Here is a 16,541-nt window from a genome sequence, read left to right as displayed (position 1 = left end):
CTGGTGATTAAACAAAACAAGTGCTTGTTGCCTTGGCGTAGTGGGTTATCACTAGTCAGCTGTATTGGTTTTGCTGTATTTGCATTGAATGTGAAAGCTAATATGACTCCTGCAAAACCCCAGCTAAGGGATTGGTATTTTCCTACTCAGTTACCACAGAACCCCGAAGGTAATAAAGTAAAAGTCGGCTGGGATATCTGGCATGGCAATAAAGGTGATCATTGGAAAGTTAAAGTCAATGACCAAATAATCCATAATGCTAAATTATCCTCATTTGATTCAGGTACTAAACATCAGCATGATGAAACAGAGGTTTTACTCTCAACTGCTGGTGAATATCGCATTGTAGTTGAATTATGTCGAGGAATAGCTGAGCAAGAAGTTTGTACTACAAGTAAAACGAAACAAGTTCTGATTGCTGCAAAACAGCCTACGCGTCCTTATATTTCTTGGATGCCTCGCCATTATCAAGCAGCATCAGGCCAAGCGAAAGTGTCCCTTGAGTGGAATATGTGGTGGGGAGACAATGGCGATCACTGGCGTTTATATGATAATGGTAAGCTTATTCACTCTGCAAAGATCAAGTTTAATAGCCCAAAACCACAAAAAGCTATCCATCACTTTGAACTGATAAAAAATGGCTCGCATCAATTAAAAGTTGAATTATGTAGTGGTCAAGAAGAACAGCAGCAGTGTATAGCGAGTACGCCAACCACAGTGCATGTAAAAGGAGCTACTGACGATAATAGCGAGCCAGATGATGGTAAGGTGCCAGCAGCACCAGAAGGATTGGAAATTGGTGCATTTTTGCCTGAAGAGTTGACAGTTGGAATTGATTGGCTGGACAAAAGTGACAATGAACAGGGGTTTATTGTTGAGCGAAAAGTAGATAAAGCCAATTGGCAGCAATTAAAAAAGCTGATGACTAATAGCACGCGTTATTTTGATGGCAATTTAGCAGAGGGCAAACAATACACTTATCGTATTGCTAGTTATAATAAGCAGGGTCAGTCCAGCTATTCAAATACAGCAACCATTGATGTTAAGCCGCAAGCCAATAAGCCTAAAGCACCCTCAGAATTACAAGCCAAGATAGTTGATAGCGCAGTAATATTAAGTTGGCAGGATAACAGTGATAATGAAGTACAATTTAAAGTTTTCCGACAACTGTTGCCAAGCAAAGACTGGTTATTGCTAACAAATATTTCTGCAGATGTCACAACATTTACTGACTCAACAACTATAGCGGGTAAGTCTTATCAATATAAGGCTCAAGCAGTTAATCAGCAAGGGGCTTCAGCGTTTAGTAACCAGGTGACTATTACACTACCAGGCACTGATACCGATCCAGCAGCAAAATACCAGGCTGATTGCGCAACTTGTCATGGCGATAAAGGTCAAGGCAAAGGTAGTTATCCACCCTTAACGAAAAAAATACCGTTGGCTGAACTAACTCAAATAATTCACGATCGAATGCCATTAGGAGCACCAAAAAGCTGTGTCGATAATTGTGCAAGTGGTATTGCCCAGTATATTTTAGATAATTTTGTTAAAGATACTAATGATGACGATGATGGCGACGGAGATATACCGGATGATGGGGATAATAATAACCCCACTTGTAATGAAGGCTCACCAGTACCTCAACAGTTACGTTTATTAACCCGTTATGAGTATAAAAACTCCATTAAGGATTTGCTTGGGGTTGATACCGCAGTGTCAGAAAATTTCCCTGTGGAAACCCGAGTAAAAGGTTTTGATAATAACGGTAAAATTGCCGTTGTTACTAGCCGTCATATTGACGAGTATTTTACAGCGGCGAAGCAACTGGCTGAATTAGCCGTTAATCAACACAAAGATAAATTGCTTGACTGTAAACCAAATGGTAAAGATTGTGCTAAACGATTTGTACAGACATTTGGGCAAAAGGCTTTTCGGCGGCCATTATCTTCTGATGAGGTGAGCCGTTATCAACAGCTTTTTGCCAATGCTGCTGGCTTTGATAATGGTTTAAAACTGGTGATTGCCTCTATGCTTGGGTCACCTCACTTTCTCTATCGGTCTGAGATGGGAGAAAAACAAGCGGATGGCTACTTTAAGCTCACGAACTGGGAATTGGCTAGTCTACTGTCGTATAGCTTTTGGGGAACAATGCCAGATAATACTCTCTTTGAAGCCGCTAAAAATAATCAACTGACTAGCGCTGAGCAAATTAAACAGCAGGCTGCTCGACTATTGGCTGATAAACGAAGTAGAAAACATATTAAAAACTTTTCTAGTCAATGGTTAAGTGCAACACCTAGTCAGATTGGTAATAAGGATAATAAACAGTTTCCTAATTTTACTATCAAAGTACGTAAGGCGATGGATGATGAAATAGAACATTTTGTTAACCATGTTATTTTCGAATCGTCAGGTCAGTTGAGTGAGCTTTATCAAGCAAATTATGTTTTTGCTAATAAAACTCTGGCGAAATACTACGGTTTAAATGGAGTCGATGGAAATGATTTTAAGAAAATCGAAGTCACTAATGGTAATCGTGGTGGTATCTTAACTCTTGGAAGTATGCTGGCGACTACAAGCCACTCCAATGAAGCTTCTCCTATTAAGCGTGGTGTACTTGTGAGAGAGCGATTGTTGTGTCAGGACTTACCGCCTCCTCCACCAGATGTTGATAACACACCTCCTGGCTTGGATCCAACTAAAACTACTCGGGAGCGCTTTAAAGCACATACGGAAAATGCTCGCTGTCAAAGCTGCCATCAATTTATTGATGATGTAGGGTTTGGTTTTGAAAACTTTGATGGGGCTGGCGGTTACCGCACGGTAGAAAATGGTAAAACAATTGATGTTAGTGGTGTCGTTCGAGGTTTGGAAGGGCTGGGTAATAGTACAACGCATAACTTTTTGGGTACAAAACCACTTAGCGAACTACTTGCCAATAGTAACTCGGCTAAACAGTGTGTAGCGGTCCAATATTATCGTTATACCACTGGTCATGAAGAAACTAAGGCGGATGCTTGTGCAATAAAAGTGCTGGGTCATAAATTTAAGCAAAGCAATTTCAACCTAAAAGCACTACTACAAGGTATTACAGCGCTGAAGTCATTTACTTTACGTAGCCAGGCGAAATAACCCTAACAGGAGTCGTATTAATGGTAGACCAAGGTATTTTAAAAAGTCGACGTCGGTTTTTGCAGGGGTTATTGGCTGCTGGCTCTATAGCACCTTTTGCACTACCCAATATAGTACGACCAGCTTTTGCGGAAGCTGCGGCTGCTAAACGAGTTATTTTTGTTTATGTGCCTGATGGGTGTATTCCCAGTCAATGGCATCCTAAAGGCACTGAGTTTGACTTCACTTTGCCAGAAATGACTGCCTCATTGGAACCAATCAAGAAGCATTGCGTGTTTATTGAAGGATTAAATATGTATGCTGGTGGGCCAACTCATGAAGGTGGTATACGTAAAGTACTTACTGGCGCAGGTGATGTTTCATTAGATTATTTTCTAGGGACTAAAATTGGTCAGCAAACGCCTCATGCTTCTTTGCACTTAGGAGTGGCAACTACCTTTCAAAACGGCAGTGGCAGTATGAGTTATTTAGGAAAGAATCGGCCAATCATGCCTGATGATAATCCGCTTAATGTTTTTAATCGTGTATTTGGTAAGTCTATAGGTGGAGAGAACATTTGGCAGGGTGCTACCGCAGACCCTATAGATGTGAGTATCCTAGACACAATGCTGGCCGATTTAAATGATCTGAGAGGTAAGCTGGGAAATACAGAAAAAGCCAAGCTGGATACCCACTTAGAGTCGCTAAGGGAGTTAGAAAAGCGGATAAAAACAACACCAAATGTATGTAATACCTCCGACTTTAATAAAGAAGGATTTAAAGTTGACCCAAAAGACTATTACCCTAAAACGTACCATAAAGAGCAGCATTTTCGGCTAATAGGGAAGTTACAAATGGATTTAATGGTGATGGCGTTAGCGTGTGATATGACGCGAGTCGCTTCCTTAATGTGGTCGCACCCAGTGAGTCCAGCTAAAATTGCTGAAACTGGCGTAAGTATTAATAATCATGATGCTTCTCATTATGGCAATAATCCAAATGGTGCTTTAGCGAAAAACTTTATCAAACTTAAGCGTTGGTTTATGGAACGTCTGTTGTACTTGGTTAATAAGCTTAAAAGTAGACCTGAAGGTAGTGGCACTATGCTTGATAACACCTTAATTATGGTATGTTCAGAGTTAGGCGATGGCGCTCGTCATGATCACAAAAATATGCCTTTTCTACTAATCGGTGGAGCTGGTGGTGATTTAACTACAGGGCGATATTTAAAATATAAAGAAGAAGCTCATACTAAACTGTTGGTGTCAATTGCTAATACAATGGGCGTTAAACTCGATAAGTTTGGTTATGACGGTCATGGTAGAGGTGGTTTGCCTAGTTTGTTTAAAAGCTAGTTACATCTATGACGAGTAAATAAATTGCCTGATGAGTGCTTGTACAAAAAACTGTCAGGTTGTGCAGGGGCTTATAAACAATAATTAGAGGAGTCCTTAAAAAAATTGCCAAAAAGATATGGATAACGAGCCGTAGCTGTGAGAGTGCGGTTGTTTTTTAAATTCTCGAGTACGAAATACTCTAGCAAAAGATATTTTGACATTTTCTACAGTTATACTAAGGCCTACAGAAGCATCTGCAACCCATAATTCTTTATCAACAGAATGGCTATCTCTGAAAGTATTCCCATCAAGAAAAATATCTCTAATTACTAAGCGAGAGTCAATGGAAGCAAACAGGTGAATACCAAACTCATTATTTAGTACCCACCCTTTACCTGGAGCGCTATTATCACCTCCAGGGCGTACTGATGAAGTACCAAAGTCATCAGGGATCTTCCAGCCACCTCGAATTGAAAACCCGCTATTTAAATAGGTTGCAACATTGCCTACAGCACCACCTGCGTGCAATATGACGTCATAACCCATGCCATAATTAGCGGTTTGTGAAATAAACTTATGTTTGTGTTCATAAAGAGCGATCAGTCCTGGTTCGTTTTTCAGCTGGTTATCCCAGCCATTAGACTTTTCAAGCCCTCTTAAGTCATGGATAAAATCCTGGGTTTCATGAGCTAAAGCAAGGGGGCCAACAATCCCAAAATTCAGTTCAATAGTATCCAGTTGATATTCTGAACGAGTATGATATGCAGCACCAAAATAAAGCCATCCTGCATAAGGACGTTGATCATTGATTAGGTTTTTTCGCTCTATATCTTCAGGTGTATACATGACTTGGGCAAAAGACAATACAATATTATGATCAACCTTCATTTTGGGGTGAAAGAAGGTTAGTTGCTGGTTGATATAGCTAAACCAGTCAGGAAGCTGTTCGTCTTCTTCGAAGCTTTTCAAATTAGGTGAAACCAGCGAAAATCGAATACCGTTGGTATAGTTTTGATCCGTTTCAGCAAATAAGTCATTTTCAAAATAAAAGTTACCTGTCCATAGTTTTTCTGACTCTGCATAATTATTGTTTGAAAACAGACACAGGAATGAAATGATTGTTACCAGTAAGATCTTATCATTGTTGCAGAGTGACATGTTTAAATCTTCTTTCATTAAGTCATAGTAAGTATAGTATTTGATAAGCTAGCTACATAAATACTACGGACTAGGTAAAAAACTATATTAAACAGGCGTTATGTTGATATCTAACACTGATCGCGATCTGATTTTGCTGGACAATCATTCAGTTCGTCAATTTTTAAACTTTTCTTTCAGCTATTTAGGAATGTTAAAATTTTTTATAGCTAAATTTTTAGTGATTTATCTCTGAGTGGTATAGATGTTTTATCTGTGTATCTATTGCTAATTTTATGCTTTAAGTTTGCTATTACAAATAATATGTTTAATTTAAATATGGTTCCTGCTAATAGTACTGATGCTGTCTTAAGTAATAGAGAAGGAGGAGTTACTCAATTTAGACTGGTAGCTGACGAAACTAATAACCAAGTGAAGTTAAAGTATACCGCATCAGGTGAAAAAGAGGATATTACTGCCTACTACCTGCCTTATGTCCCACATAGTCAACAAGGAAATAATGTCTCTAATGTTACAGTTGATAAATGCCCTGTTAATGATAATCCTAAAATTATACTTTGTAGTTATGCTTTATTTTTTTTGATGTTTGAATCCTCATAATCACTATTATTGTTTAGGGTTTTTTATTAATTAAGCGCTTTTGTTTTTATCCTGTTTTAACTTTTTTAAAAGTGAGTTAGGTTTTATTCTGTTACTAAACATGATACATGTGAATAAAAAATAATTACATTCTGTTCGCAAAATACCTAAAGTAGCTGTCCTAATTTGTGCGAATAACTTAAATAACAACAATGGTATTTATTGTGAATAATAAATATGCACGAAGTGCTAATGAAGCCTTATTTTATCATCCGTTAAATACATTTTGGACCCTCTGGGAGGAGTATAAGCCGATCATTTCAAAAAAATGCTATAGGTGGCTAAATGGTAATATTGCAGATGTTGAAGATGCTCTGTCAGAAACAGCAATAAAGGCTTTTATTAGTTTGCAAAAAGAAGAAAATGATATTCAAAATATCCATTCCTGGTTGTGTAAACTTACTTTTAATGTTTGTATTGACGTATATAGAAGTAACAAACGACAGTTAACATTAGTTGAGCGGGTTGCTTGTTTACCTGAGATGCTTCCGTTTGGCACAAACAGCAGTGAAGGTTTAGAGGATTTTGCTATTCGAAATGATAGCTATGAACAGGTCATGTAATGTATGACTAAATTACCAGAGAATATAAAGCAGTGCTCGTCTATTGAGGGGCTTGATTATACTGAAATTGCCTTTAAGCTGAATATTGCTCAGCCTACAGCAAGAAAGCGTGTTCAAATTGGACGAACGAAGCTCAAGCAGCTTGCTATGGCATGATTCTTGAGTAAATTTAGAAGGTTTTGCTTATATCAAGAGGCGTGATGACAAATAAACTAACTTGCTGCCCTTAAATCCTTTTAGCGTGTAGGCGGCTTGGGACAGCAAGTTACTGCATTACAGCAATCATAAATGGATCTGTTTTCTTTTATATTAGCTTGTTTTTCCGGTTAGTTCACTTGTTCTGCAAGTTGTCTAACGGCTTTTAATGCAATTGGCTCAAGTTCAGATTGGCGTTCATGCAGTCCTTGAATGATTTGATCTTTCATTGGTCTCGCCCAAAACCGGTTAATATGGTTTGCCACAGCTGCGGCGGCTTGCTCAGGGGCATGCTGGTGAGATAAGTTGGCTGCAATATGGTTGGCCATGTTAATCAGCTTTTCGAGATGGGTGTTACTCATTGATTGTGCTCCATAATTGGTTTTAAACGATTCAACTCAAAATTGAAAGTAGCTTAATTGGTAATCATTATTTTTATTTATGTGCTTGGTTATAGATTACATGCCGATTGCCACGAGCGAAAGCAATTAAATTCATTCCTGCATACTTTGCCTGACGAACGGCTAAATATGTAGGAGCAGAGGCAGCAACTAACGTACAAACACCAAGCTGACAAGCTTTGTGAACCATTTCATAGCTGGCGCGACTAGATACAATAACGAAACCTGTTGTGATATTGATGGCAGTGGTTGCTAGCGCACCTAATAATTTATCTAATGCATTATGACGTCCAACATCTTCTCGTACTAATTGTATTTCACCGGCTTGGTTGCACCAGGCTGCTGCATGTACTGCACCTGTCAATGTGTGTAAGTGTTGATGTTCGGTTAATGCTTTTAAGCCAACTTGTACCGAATTATGTGCTGGTAGTGGTTGGGGAGTCAGTGGTTTAACTTGCCGTATTGCTTGCTCTAATGATTCAACGCCACATAAGCCGCAACCAGTTCTTCCAACAAGCTGGCGGCGCCTGTGTTTTAGTCGATTAAAGCAACTTGAGGCAAGGTTTATAGCCACTTCCATTCCTTGTAAGTGGTGAATAATGTGAACGTCGTATATGTCTTCAGCGCTGTCTGCAATCCCTTCAGACAGGCTGAACCCTACAGCAAAATCTTCTAAATGCTCAGGTGTTGCCATCATCACTGCATGAGATACTCCATTGTAGCTCATCGCAATGGGAATTTCTGTTGCAACTTCATCCTCAAGCTGTTGTAAATTATTCTGTTGCCACTGGGTGATTGCTAAGGTGTGATGGCTGCGAGTGTCGCCTGTTTGCTCGCTATCCATCAAACTACTATCCAGCGAAGTATCATCTTGCCAGTGGTTATCCAAGCGTTTGTTGATCTTGCTCAAATTTACAACAGATAATTTATTATTCAAGTTACTCAAACTGCAACACCATTTGGATCTTTAATTTTCAAGAATTAGTAGGCAAAAACTCCAGTTGTTGTTCAGTAAAACGTTGAAACTGCTGTTGCCAGTTAGAGGGTTTGGCTACTTTACTCACTTGTACAGCTGTTACCTTATATTCTGGGCAGTTTGTAGCCCAGTCTGAATTATCGGTGGTGACCACATTGGCGCCGCTGGCGGGGTGGTGGAAGGTGGTATATACCACTCCTGGTTGGACCCGCTCAGTGATTTTGGCACGTAATACCGTTTCACCAGCACGACTTTTGATGCCTACCCAGTCACCTTCATTAATACCACGGTCTTCTGCATCGTGTGGATGTATTTCCAGTAAGTCTTCCTGATGCCAAGCAACGTTATCAGTACGGCGGGTTTGGGCGCCGACATTGTATTGGCTGAGAATACGACCAGTGGTGAGTAATAAAGGAAACTTCCGATTAGCCCGCTCTTCTGTGGCTACATATTCAGTAATAGCGAACCAGCCTTTACCTCGCACAAATGCATCGGTATGCATTATCGGGGTACCAAAGGGTGCTGACTCATTACATGGCCACTGGATACTGCCTAGTTTTTCCAGTTTGTCGTAATTAACACCCGTAAAGGTAGGCGTGAGTGAGGCAATTTCATCCATGATTTCTGAAGGGTGGTTATAGGGCATTTCATAACCGAGTGCTTTGGCTAGTGCTACCGTGACTTCCCAGTCTTCTTTTCCTGCTAACGGTGGCATCACTTTACGCACCCGTGATATACGCCGCTCGGCGTTAGTGAAGGTACCATTTTTTTCTAGGAAAGACGCACCAGGCAAAAATACATGGGCAAATTTAGCCGTTTCATTTAAGAAAATATCTTGCACTATAAGGCACTCTAAGCCTTTTAACGCCGCCTCTACATGATGGGTATTGGGATCAGACTGGGCAATATCTTCGCCTTGGCAGTAAAGGGCTTTAAATTCACCATTAATCGAAGCATCAAACATATTAGGGATGCGTAAACCGGGCTCATTATCTAAATTAACCCCCCAGGCTTGTTCGAAAAGCTGTCGAACGACATTATCCGACACATGTTGATAACCAGGTAACTCATGGGGAAAGCTGCCCATATCGCAGGAGCCTTGCACATTATTTTGCCCCCGCAATGGATTCACCCCAACCCCTTCACGGCCTACGTTGCCTGTTAGCATGGCCAGGTTGGCAATTCCCATTACCATGGTAGAACCTTGGCTGTGCTCGGTTACACCTAAGCCGTAATAAATAGCGCCGTTATTAGCGGTAGCATAAAGCCTGGCTGCTTGGCGTAATTCCTCGGCAGGAATACCTGTTATGTCTTGGGTATTTTCTGGTGAGTGGCGCTCATCACTAATAAATGTTTGCCATTGGTTAAAGGCTTCAGTATCACAGCGTTCAGCAATATACGCTGGGTTATGTAGGTTTTCGGTAATAACCACATGAGCGATGGCATTAATAAACGCTACGTTAGTACCGGGCCTTAATTTAAGGTGGTGTGCCGCTTGAATATGGGGACTTTTTACCAAGTCAATTTGGCGCGGGTCCACCACAATCAATTTTGCACCTTCTCTTAAGCGCTTTTTCAGTTGCGAGCCAAAAACCGGGTGACCATCGGTGGGGTTGGCACCAATCACCATGACCACATCGGCATATTTAACTGAAGAAAAGGTTTGGGTACCGGCAGACTCACCCAAGGTCATTTTTAAGCCATAGCCAGTGGGGGAGTGACAAACCCGAGCACAGGTATCAACATTGTTATTACCAAAAACTGCCCGTACTAATTTTTGGACTAAAAAAGTTTCTTCGTTGGTACAGCGAGAAGACGTGATTGCCCCTACACTACCACGGCCGTATGTTTGTTGAATAGAAGACAGTTTATCAGCCGCAAACTGTAGTGCTTCTTCCCAACTGACGGGTTGCCAAGACTGGTCAATGGACTCACGAATCATTGGGGTAGTGATGCGGTCTTTATGGGTGGCATAGCCAAAAGCAAAACGGCCTTTAACACATGAATGACCCTGGTTAGCTTCGCCCCCTTTATACGGCATCATGCGGATAACCTGATTGCCTTTCATTTCAGCTTTAAAGCTACAGCCAACCCCACAATAAGCGCAGGTGGTCACCACGCTATGCTCTGGCTGGCCATGTTCGATAACACTGTTATCCATTAGAGTGGCAGTAGGGCAGGCTTGCACACAAGCACCACAGGAGACGCATTCCGAATCCATAAAGGCCTGGTCTTGCCCAGGTGAAACTGTTGATTCAAAACCACGGCCTTGAATAGTCAGGGCAAAAGTGCCTTGCACTTCACTACAAGCTCTCACACAGCGGGAGCAAACAATGCACTTGCTAGGGTCAAAGGTGAAATAAGGGTTAGACGTATCTTTTTTAGCCGCTAAATGGTTATTGCCATCAAACCCATAACGCACTTCCCGCAAGCCAACATCACCAGCCATATCTTGTAATTCACAATCACCATTACTGGGGCAAGTAAGACAGTCCAGGGGGTGATCGGAGATATACAGCTCCATCACATTACGGCGTAATGTGGCGAGCTTTTGGGTTTGAGTATTAACCACCATGCCTTCAGTGACAGGTGTTGTACAAGAAGCGGGGTAACCACGGCGGCCTTCAATCTCTACGGCACATAAGCGGCAGGAGCCAAATGCTTCTAACGAGTCAGTAGCACATAATTTGGGGATATTAATATCCACTTCTGCTGCGGCTCTTAACACCGAAGTGCCTGCAGGCACAGTCACAGAAACGCCATCTATTATTAGGTTAACTTGTTTGCCTGATAATTTGGGGGGAGTGCCATAATCTTTATTGGGGTCGAAATATTCTAACATGTTCAGCAGCCTCCCGTTTTTGGATTAGTCGGCTGAAAATCTTCAGGGAAGTGGTTAAGTGCGCTCATTACCGGGTAAGGGGTCATGCCACCCATAGCACAAAGCGAGGTGTGGGTCATGGTGTCACATAGATCAGTCAGCAACACCGTATTGGCTTGAATATTGTCACCCGCACGAATTTTATCGATAACTTCTACACCACGGGTGGAGCCTATTCGGCAAGGTGTACATTTGCCGCAGGATTCCTCTACACAAAATTCCATGGCAAAGCGGGCTTGTTCCAACATATCAACCTTGTCATCAAATACGACAATTCCACCATGGCCTACCATAGCGTCAATTTGCATAAACGCTTCGTAATCTAACGGGGTATCCCACTGATGCTCAGGCAAATAGGCACCTAATGGTCCACCGACTTGTACCGCTTTTATCGGGCGGCCGGTTAAGGTACCTGCGCCGTACTCTTCCAATAATTCACGCAAACTGATGCCAAAGGCCAGTTCTACCAGGCCACCTTGTTTGATATTACCTGCCAGCTGGAAGGCTAACGTACCGCGTGAGCGACCCATACCAAAATGCTCATAATAAGCAGCCCCTTTCTCTAAAATAATAGGCACAGTCGCGAGGGATAACACATTGTTAACGATGGTAGGCTGACCAAATAAACCTTCGATGGCAGGAATAGGGGGTTTGGCTCTGACTAAACCACGCTTGCCTTCTAAGCTTTCCAGCAGCGAGGTTTCTTCGCCACAAATATAAGCACCTGCCCCTAGGCGTACTTCTAAATCGAAACTGAAATCACTGCCTAAAATATGGTTACCTAAATAACCATGTTGATAGGCGACAGCTATTGCCTTATTCAACATTTGGTGGGCATGGGGGTATTCTGAGCGTAAATAGATATAACCCTGGTTAGCCCCTACAGCGATCCCCGCAATGGTCATCCCTTCGATTAACGAAAAAGGGTCAGCTTCCATTACCAGTCGGTCAGCAAAACTACCCGAGTCGCCTTCATCTGCATTACACACGATATATTTTTGTTTGGCGGGGGTGTCTAATACGGTTTGCCATTTAATGCCGGTAGGGAAGGCTGCACCACCGCGGCCTCGTAAACCTGACTGCTTCACTTCATCAACAATCGCTTGTGGGCCAACTGCCAGTGCTTTTTTTAAGCCGATAAAGCCTTGATAAGCGGTATAATCTTCAATTGAGGCAGGTTCAATAATGCCAGCACGTTGAAAGGTTAATCGCTGCTGCTTTGCTAAATAAGGGATTTTTTCTGTTAAACCTAAATACAATGGGTGTTGTGGATCGCCAGATAAAAAGTCACACTCAAACAATGAGGTAATATCTTCTGGTTGAACTGGGCCATAAGCCACTCTGCCATCAGCCGTTTCCACCTCAACTAAAGGTTCTAGCCAAAATAGCCCGCGGGAGCCATTTCGAACTAGCTGAATGTTGGCTTGATACTCTGCTGCCAGTGCTTTGATAGTGGTTGCTATCTGGTCAGCACCAACAGATAAGGCTGCAGAATCACAAGGGACATAGACTCGAATAGCTTGCTCAGCAACTGTTTTCAGTGGAGAGTGTGTCATTGGACCTCCACAGCAACAGTTTGCATTTTATCAACCAGCTGGTTGAATTTACTGGTAGTCATTCGGCCATGAATATCATCATTCACCCGAATGGAGGGTGAGCAAGCACAATTACCCAGGCAGTAAACAGGCTCTAAGGTAAAACTGCCATCGAGGGTGGTTTGGTGGTAATCAATGCCTAATGTCTGCTTAATGGTTTGTTCTAACTGACGGCTACCCATGGCCTGGCAGGCTTCAGCGCGACAAACCTGAATCACATATTCGCCACAGGGTTTGGACCGAAAGTGATGATAAAAACTAATCACTCCGTGAACGTCGGCACGAGATAAGTTCAGCTTGTCAGCAATCAGCGGCACAGCATCAGAGGGAATATAGCCCAACTGGTCCTGGATGCTATGTAAAATAGGCAGCAACGCACCGGGCTTGTCTTGTAATGAGTCAATCGACTTTTCAACTAGTTGCCTGTCCCAGCTAGAGTTACCCTGCATTCTGTTCCTCACCTCGGTTAAACCACGTTCGTTGGTGTATACCCATTGATAATCAAGGGCTTGTTATTGTTGTTCAATCTAGGAAGGGTAAACGGCAACTAGACAAACATGCATAGCCGTTTAAGACATGGCAATAGTTAATTGAGACACTGAAGCGGATGGTTGTTTAGCTATTAATTTAAGTTGATAATCATTTTCATCTGTGACGATGGTTAGTGTAGCTATCTAGTCATCTATATCCTATCTAAATAGTCACATATACCTTACCAAATCGCTTATATCTAATGGCTTTCGTGTTATTGGACAGGTACGGTATTTTTATGATTTTTATTTTATTAGTCAATTTTTTTAGTTTTGTATTAGGTCATCACTTAAAGAAAAGGGGTTTAGTGCAATATTCAATACCCTTCGCGCATGATTTTTATACCCCTAGGGCACAAGGGGTTTATTGTCGTCGCTAAGCACCAAGGATGGTATAAATGTAGTTTATGCAGGAGCAATAAACTGTCTTCACCCTAATCATTTATAAAAACATAAACTCATAGGGCTTCATCACTCGACGGCCGCCCCTAAAAACCATTCGCTTTGGCTATATAATGAAGTCACTGAATATTATTTGTGATTACATGGGGCAGTGTCAAAGGATAAAAAAATACGATCTTTCCTGTATCGTATCAATTAATTATAAAAATCGAAATCGATGTTTTTGCAACTATCCTTCCTGTTTCCATTAATGGTTTATCTGCACCAATGGAAATATTTATACCGTTCATAGTGCCATCCTTATTTTTCTCATCTATGAGCTATGTGATGAAATTCAGGGCTACACTCACAAACCCTTACTGGGTGTACAACTTTTGTACATCTTTCGCTGTGTAGCAATGCTACATATGTTTTGTATTGCCTTGGCCTGTTTTCTAATAATAACTTTTACAATCACACAAACCCAAGGTAGTTAAACTAAAGCCAGCGGCGCACTGTCTTTTTTTCATACACTTATCAACACTGAGAACCCACCAAGCAACATCTTAAATAATTATTTGCTAGCATTATTTTTTTTCATCATAAAGGTTGTTTTAATGAAAAAGTATGCTCTAATTGTCGCACTATTGCCCTGTATTGCAGTTGGAAAAAGCATCAAAGATAAGGATTTTGGTACGGCAATAGTCAAAGAAGTTACCAGCATCTACGATGGAGACACGTTCCGTGTAAATGTTCAGGGTTGGCCTAAAATCGTGGGTGAGCGGATTTCTATACGGGTCAAAGGTGTTGATACACCTGAGATCAGAGGTCAGTGCGAGAAAGAGAAGAAGCTGGCCAGGAAAGCCAAGCAACATACTGTTGGTTTGTTGCGTTCAGCTAAGAAGATTGAGTTACGCAATATGCAGCGAGGGAAGTACTTCAGGATACTTGCAGATGTCTATGTAGACGGCAAAAGACTTACAGATAGCCTGATCAAAGCGAGGTTGGCTAGGCCGTATGATGGCGGAAAACGTCAGGGGTGGTGTAAGTAGGGCTTAGTTATTTCAAATAACAGGTTTGCTACCGTTTTTGGTAGCATACTACGAGTTTCGGGTAAAAATACCCGAAGCTTGACGTTATTGGCTGGTTTTGAATGGACTACAGGTTGGGTGGGGATGATGCATTGAGTAAATTTATGAGCCTTTAGGTGAAATAATAAACAATTAAAAATTGTAGTTTATTCGCAGAAAATAATTAATAAACTGCAAAAAAATAAAATAAACCCAAATAATTATTTTTTTAATTGATTTTCAATCAAACTATTTTTATGAGTAAAGTAGCAAATAAATGTTGGCGTGAGCCTAGCCTCAATAGAGTGAATTGGTTAAAATATGTCAAGGTGCTATCCGTCAATGTGACGTTTATTAGTTGGGTGTCATTTTGAAAGAACATATTGGATTTCAAATAATAGTGATTGGCATACTGCATATAATTTTTGGATTGATTCGATTTCGAGAAGATCTATTGGCCATGGTTATGGAAGGGTTGTTAGCAACGGGAGGTGGAGAGGCAAGAGGTTGGGCCTTTTGGTTTACATTTGCGGGGGTACTCCTGTTTATGATTGGCTCTTTAATAAGTACCATGGAAGAAAAGAACATTACTATTCCAGTTCACTTGGGTTGGGTGTTGGCAATAGGATCTATAGTTGGACTAATCATTTTCCCGGTTTCTGGATTTTGGCTAATGTTGGTGCCGTCATATTTTATTTTTAAATCACAAAAGGCGGTGGCTGTTAATGACGCCTAATAGGGTAAGAGTTGGTATTTAGTCTGTTTTCTCTAAGCTCAACCCAAAAACAGGTTAATTTCTGTGCAAAAAATTAACCTGTTTACCCTTGCAAATTAATCACTTAGAGTTTTGGGTGATTTGAAGGCTATAAAGCTGTTTTGTTTAGACAATACTGTGGACAGTTTTTGAATTATAAAACATTGCTCTACAGGCCATGTACCATAGGAAGGAGGAGTTTATTGCATGTTAAGCCTCAGGCTATCTTGCAATAAAGTATATGAGAGTAGAGCACTCCCCCCGTAAACACTAACATACAACACCTATAAAACTGTCCGCAGTATTGTTTAGAGATTGTTACCAGCCTCAGCTTCCTAGCTACAAATCACAATAGCTGCCTTTATTTTTTGGTTGCTCCGTTTTCAAAGACCAAGTTTGCCAATCCTTTGCTAAGAATCTAAAACCAACATCAGGGATATAGTGGGTACTGGTCTTAGTAGTAGCTTTACATAAGCTAACAATCATAGGCTTACCAGTTATTTTGGGCGCTAGATCTGGATCGTATCTAACGACATAGGATACTTGACTGATACTTTCACCTTTTAAAGCTCGAATAACATCTGAAGTAATCAGATAAGTATCTTCTCCTATTGGTTGATAGGATTTTTCTATTACTATGGCACTAAAATCTGTCACTGAAATATTATCATTAACTAAATCAATTGGAGGAATATCACCTGATATTTCAATTGGTTTTGAAGTGGAAAACTGACAGCCTGATAATGCGAGAAAGGTAGATATTAACAGTATTTTTGACGTCATAACATTACGCTTATTAAATTTCATACAAATATAACCCGTGTGTCTCTTTCTCTTCAATGCCTAAGTAATCCAGAGTTTGCTTCTGGGTTGTATGGCCGAAGTTTTGTGGAGTCGGTTTCACCTCTGTTACTAAACCTCACTCACTTTATGAATAATAGGCATAT

Annotated in this window: 14 protein-coding genes; 7 read left to right on the top strand and 7 right to left on the bottom strand. The window is 41.0% G+C overall.

Features of this window, described 5'->3' with window-relative positions; translation table 11 throughout:
• Positions 1–3 precede the first annotated feature (3 nt).
• Together ORQ98_RS13650 and ORQ98_RS13645 are read left to right on the top strand one after the other, a co-directional pair.
• Positions 4–3,135 carry a DUF1592 domain-containing protein gene (locus ORQ98_RS13650; RefSeq protein ID WP_274689367.1) on the top strand — a complete coding sequence of 1,044 codons (3,132 nt, stop codon included), beginning with the start codon at positions 4–6 and terminating at the stop codon, positions 3,133–3,135.
• A gap of 20 nt (positions 3,136–3,155) precedes the next feature.
• The gene (locus ORQ98_RS13645; RefSeq protein WP_274689366.1) at positions 3,156–4,469 is read left to right on the top strand and encodes a DUF1552 domain-containing protein; all 1,314 of its coding nucleotides are present in this window, start codon (positions 3,156–3,158) and stop codon (positions 4,467–4,469) included.
• 96 nt (positions 4,470–4,565) lie between these two features.
• On the opposite strand, the gene ORQ98_RS13640 is transcribed toward ORQ98_RS13645, so the two are convergent.
• On the bottom strand, positions 4,566–5,609 hold the full coding sequence (locus ORQ98_RS13640; RefSeq protein ID WP_274689365.1) for a lipid A deacylase LpxR family protein: 1,044 nt from the start codon (positions 5,607–5,609) through the stop codon (positions 4,566–4,568).
• Between the two features lie 303 nt (positions 5,610–5,912).
• Between ORQ98_RS13640 and ORQ98_RS13635 the strand changes: the two genes are divergently transcribed.
• The 3 genes from ORQ98_RS13635 (at position 5,913) to ORQ98_RS13625 (ending at position 6,967) form a co-directional block, all read left to right on the top strand.
• A complete protein-coding gene (locus ORQ98_RS13635) occupies positions 5,913–6,209 on the top strand; it encodes a hypothetical protein (protein ID WP_274689364.1) in 297 nt (98 codons plus the stop codon).
• Between the two features lie 203 nt (positions 6,210–6,412).
• Positions 6,413–6,811: an RNA polymerase sigma factor gene (locus tag ORQ98_RS13630; protein WP_274689363.1), complete on the top strand. Its 399-nt coding sequence runs from the start codon at positions 6,413–6,415 to the stop codon at positions 6,809–6,811.
• A 3-nt stretch (positions 6,812–6,814) separates the two neighbouring features.
• Complete coding sequence (locus ORQ98_RS13625; protein ID WP_274689362.1) at positions 6,815–6,967, top strand: hypothetical protein; 153 nt, start codon at positions 6,815–6,817, stop codon at positions 6,965–6,967.
• 170 nt (positions 6,968–7,137) lie between these two features.
• Here ORQ98_RS13625 and ORQ98_RS13620 read toward each other — a convergent pair whose 3' ends face one another.
• The 5 genes from ORQ98_RS13620 to ORQ98_RS13600 form a co-directional block, all read right to left on the bottom strand.
• Positions 7,138–7,368: a formate dehydrogenase subunit delta gene (locus ORQ98_RS13620; protein WP_180568196.1), complete on the bottom strand. Its 231-nt coding sequence runs from the start codon at positions 7,366–7,368 to the stop codon at positions 7,138–7,140.
• A gap of 73 nt (positions 7,369–7,441) precedes the next feature.
• Positions 7,442–8,353 carry a formate dehydrogenase accessory sulfurtransferase FdhD gene (fdhD, locus tag ORQ98_RS13615; RefSeq protein ID WP_274689361.1) on the bottom strand — a complete coding sequence of 304 codons (912 nt, stop codon included), beginning with the start codon at positions 8,351–8,353 and terminating at the stop codon, positions 7,442–7,444.
• Positions 8,354–8,381: 28 nt separating this feature from the next.
• Positions 8,382–11,225 (bottom strand): formate dehydrogenase subunit alpha, encoded by a 2,844-nt coding sequence (gene fdhF / locus ORQ98_RS13610; protein ID WP_274689360.1) that lies wholly within the window; start codon positions 11,223–11,225, stop codon positions 8,382–8,384.
• Between the two features lie 2 nt (positions 11,226–11,227).
• Complete coding sequence (locus tag ORQ98_RS13605) at positions 11,228–12,820, bottom strand: formate dehydrogenase beta subunit (RefSeq protein WP_274689359.1); 1,593 nt, start codon at positions 12,818–12,820, stop codon at positions 11,228–11,230.
• Complete coding sequence (locus ORQ98_RS13600; RefSeq protein WP_274689358.1) at positions 12,817–13,308, bottom strand: formate dehydrogenase subunit gamma; 492 nt, start codon at positions 13,306–13,308, stop codon at positions 12,817–12,819. The genes ORQ98_RS13605 and ORQ98_RS13600 overlap by 4 nt, the downstream gene beginning before the upstream one ends.
• 1,079 nt (positions 13,309–14,387) lie before the next feature.
• On the opposite strand from ORQ98_RS13600, the gene ORQ98_RS13595 reads away from it, so the two are divergent.
• Both ORQ98_RS13595 and ORQ98_RS13590 read left to right on the top strand, forming a co-directional pair.
• Positions 14,388–14,822, top strand: coding sequence for a thermonuclease family protein (locus tag ORQ98_RS13595; protein WP_274689357.1), 435 nt, complete (start codon positions 14,388–14,390; stop codon positions 14,820–14,822).
• A gap of 388 nt (positions 14,823–15,210) precedes the next feature.
• Positions 15,211–15,576 carry a DUF6463 family protein gene (locus ORQ98_RS13590; protein ID WP_274689356.1) on the top strand — a complete coding sequence of 122 codons (366 nt, stop codon included), beginning with the start codon at positions 15,211–15,213 and terminating at the stop codon, positions 15,574–15,576.
• A 357-nt stretch (positions 15,577–15,933) separates the two neighbouring features.
• Here the strand turns inward: ORQ98_RS13590 and ORQ98_RS13585 are convergent, their stop codons facing one another.
• Positions 15,934–16,401 carry a hypothetical protein gene (locus tag ORQ98_RS13585; RefSeq protein ID WP_274689355.1) on the bottom strand — a complete coding sequence of 156 codons (468 nt, stop codon included), beginning with the start codon at positions 16,399–16,401 and terminating at the stop codon, positions 15,934–15,936.
• Positions 16,402–16,541: the final 140 nt, after the last annotated feature.

Origin of the sequence: Spartinivicinus poritis, assembly GCF_028858535.1 — a bacterium.
GTDB lineage: Bacteria > Pseudomonadota > Gammaproteobacteria > Pseudomonadales > Zooshikellaceae > Spartinivicinus > Spartinivicinus poritis.
The sequence above is the reverse complement of the archived record's forward strand: the minus strand, read 5'-3'. Positions and strand labels throughout refer to the sequence as shown.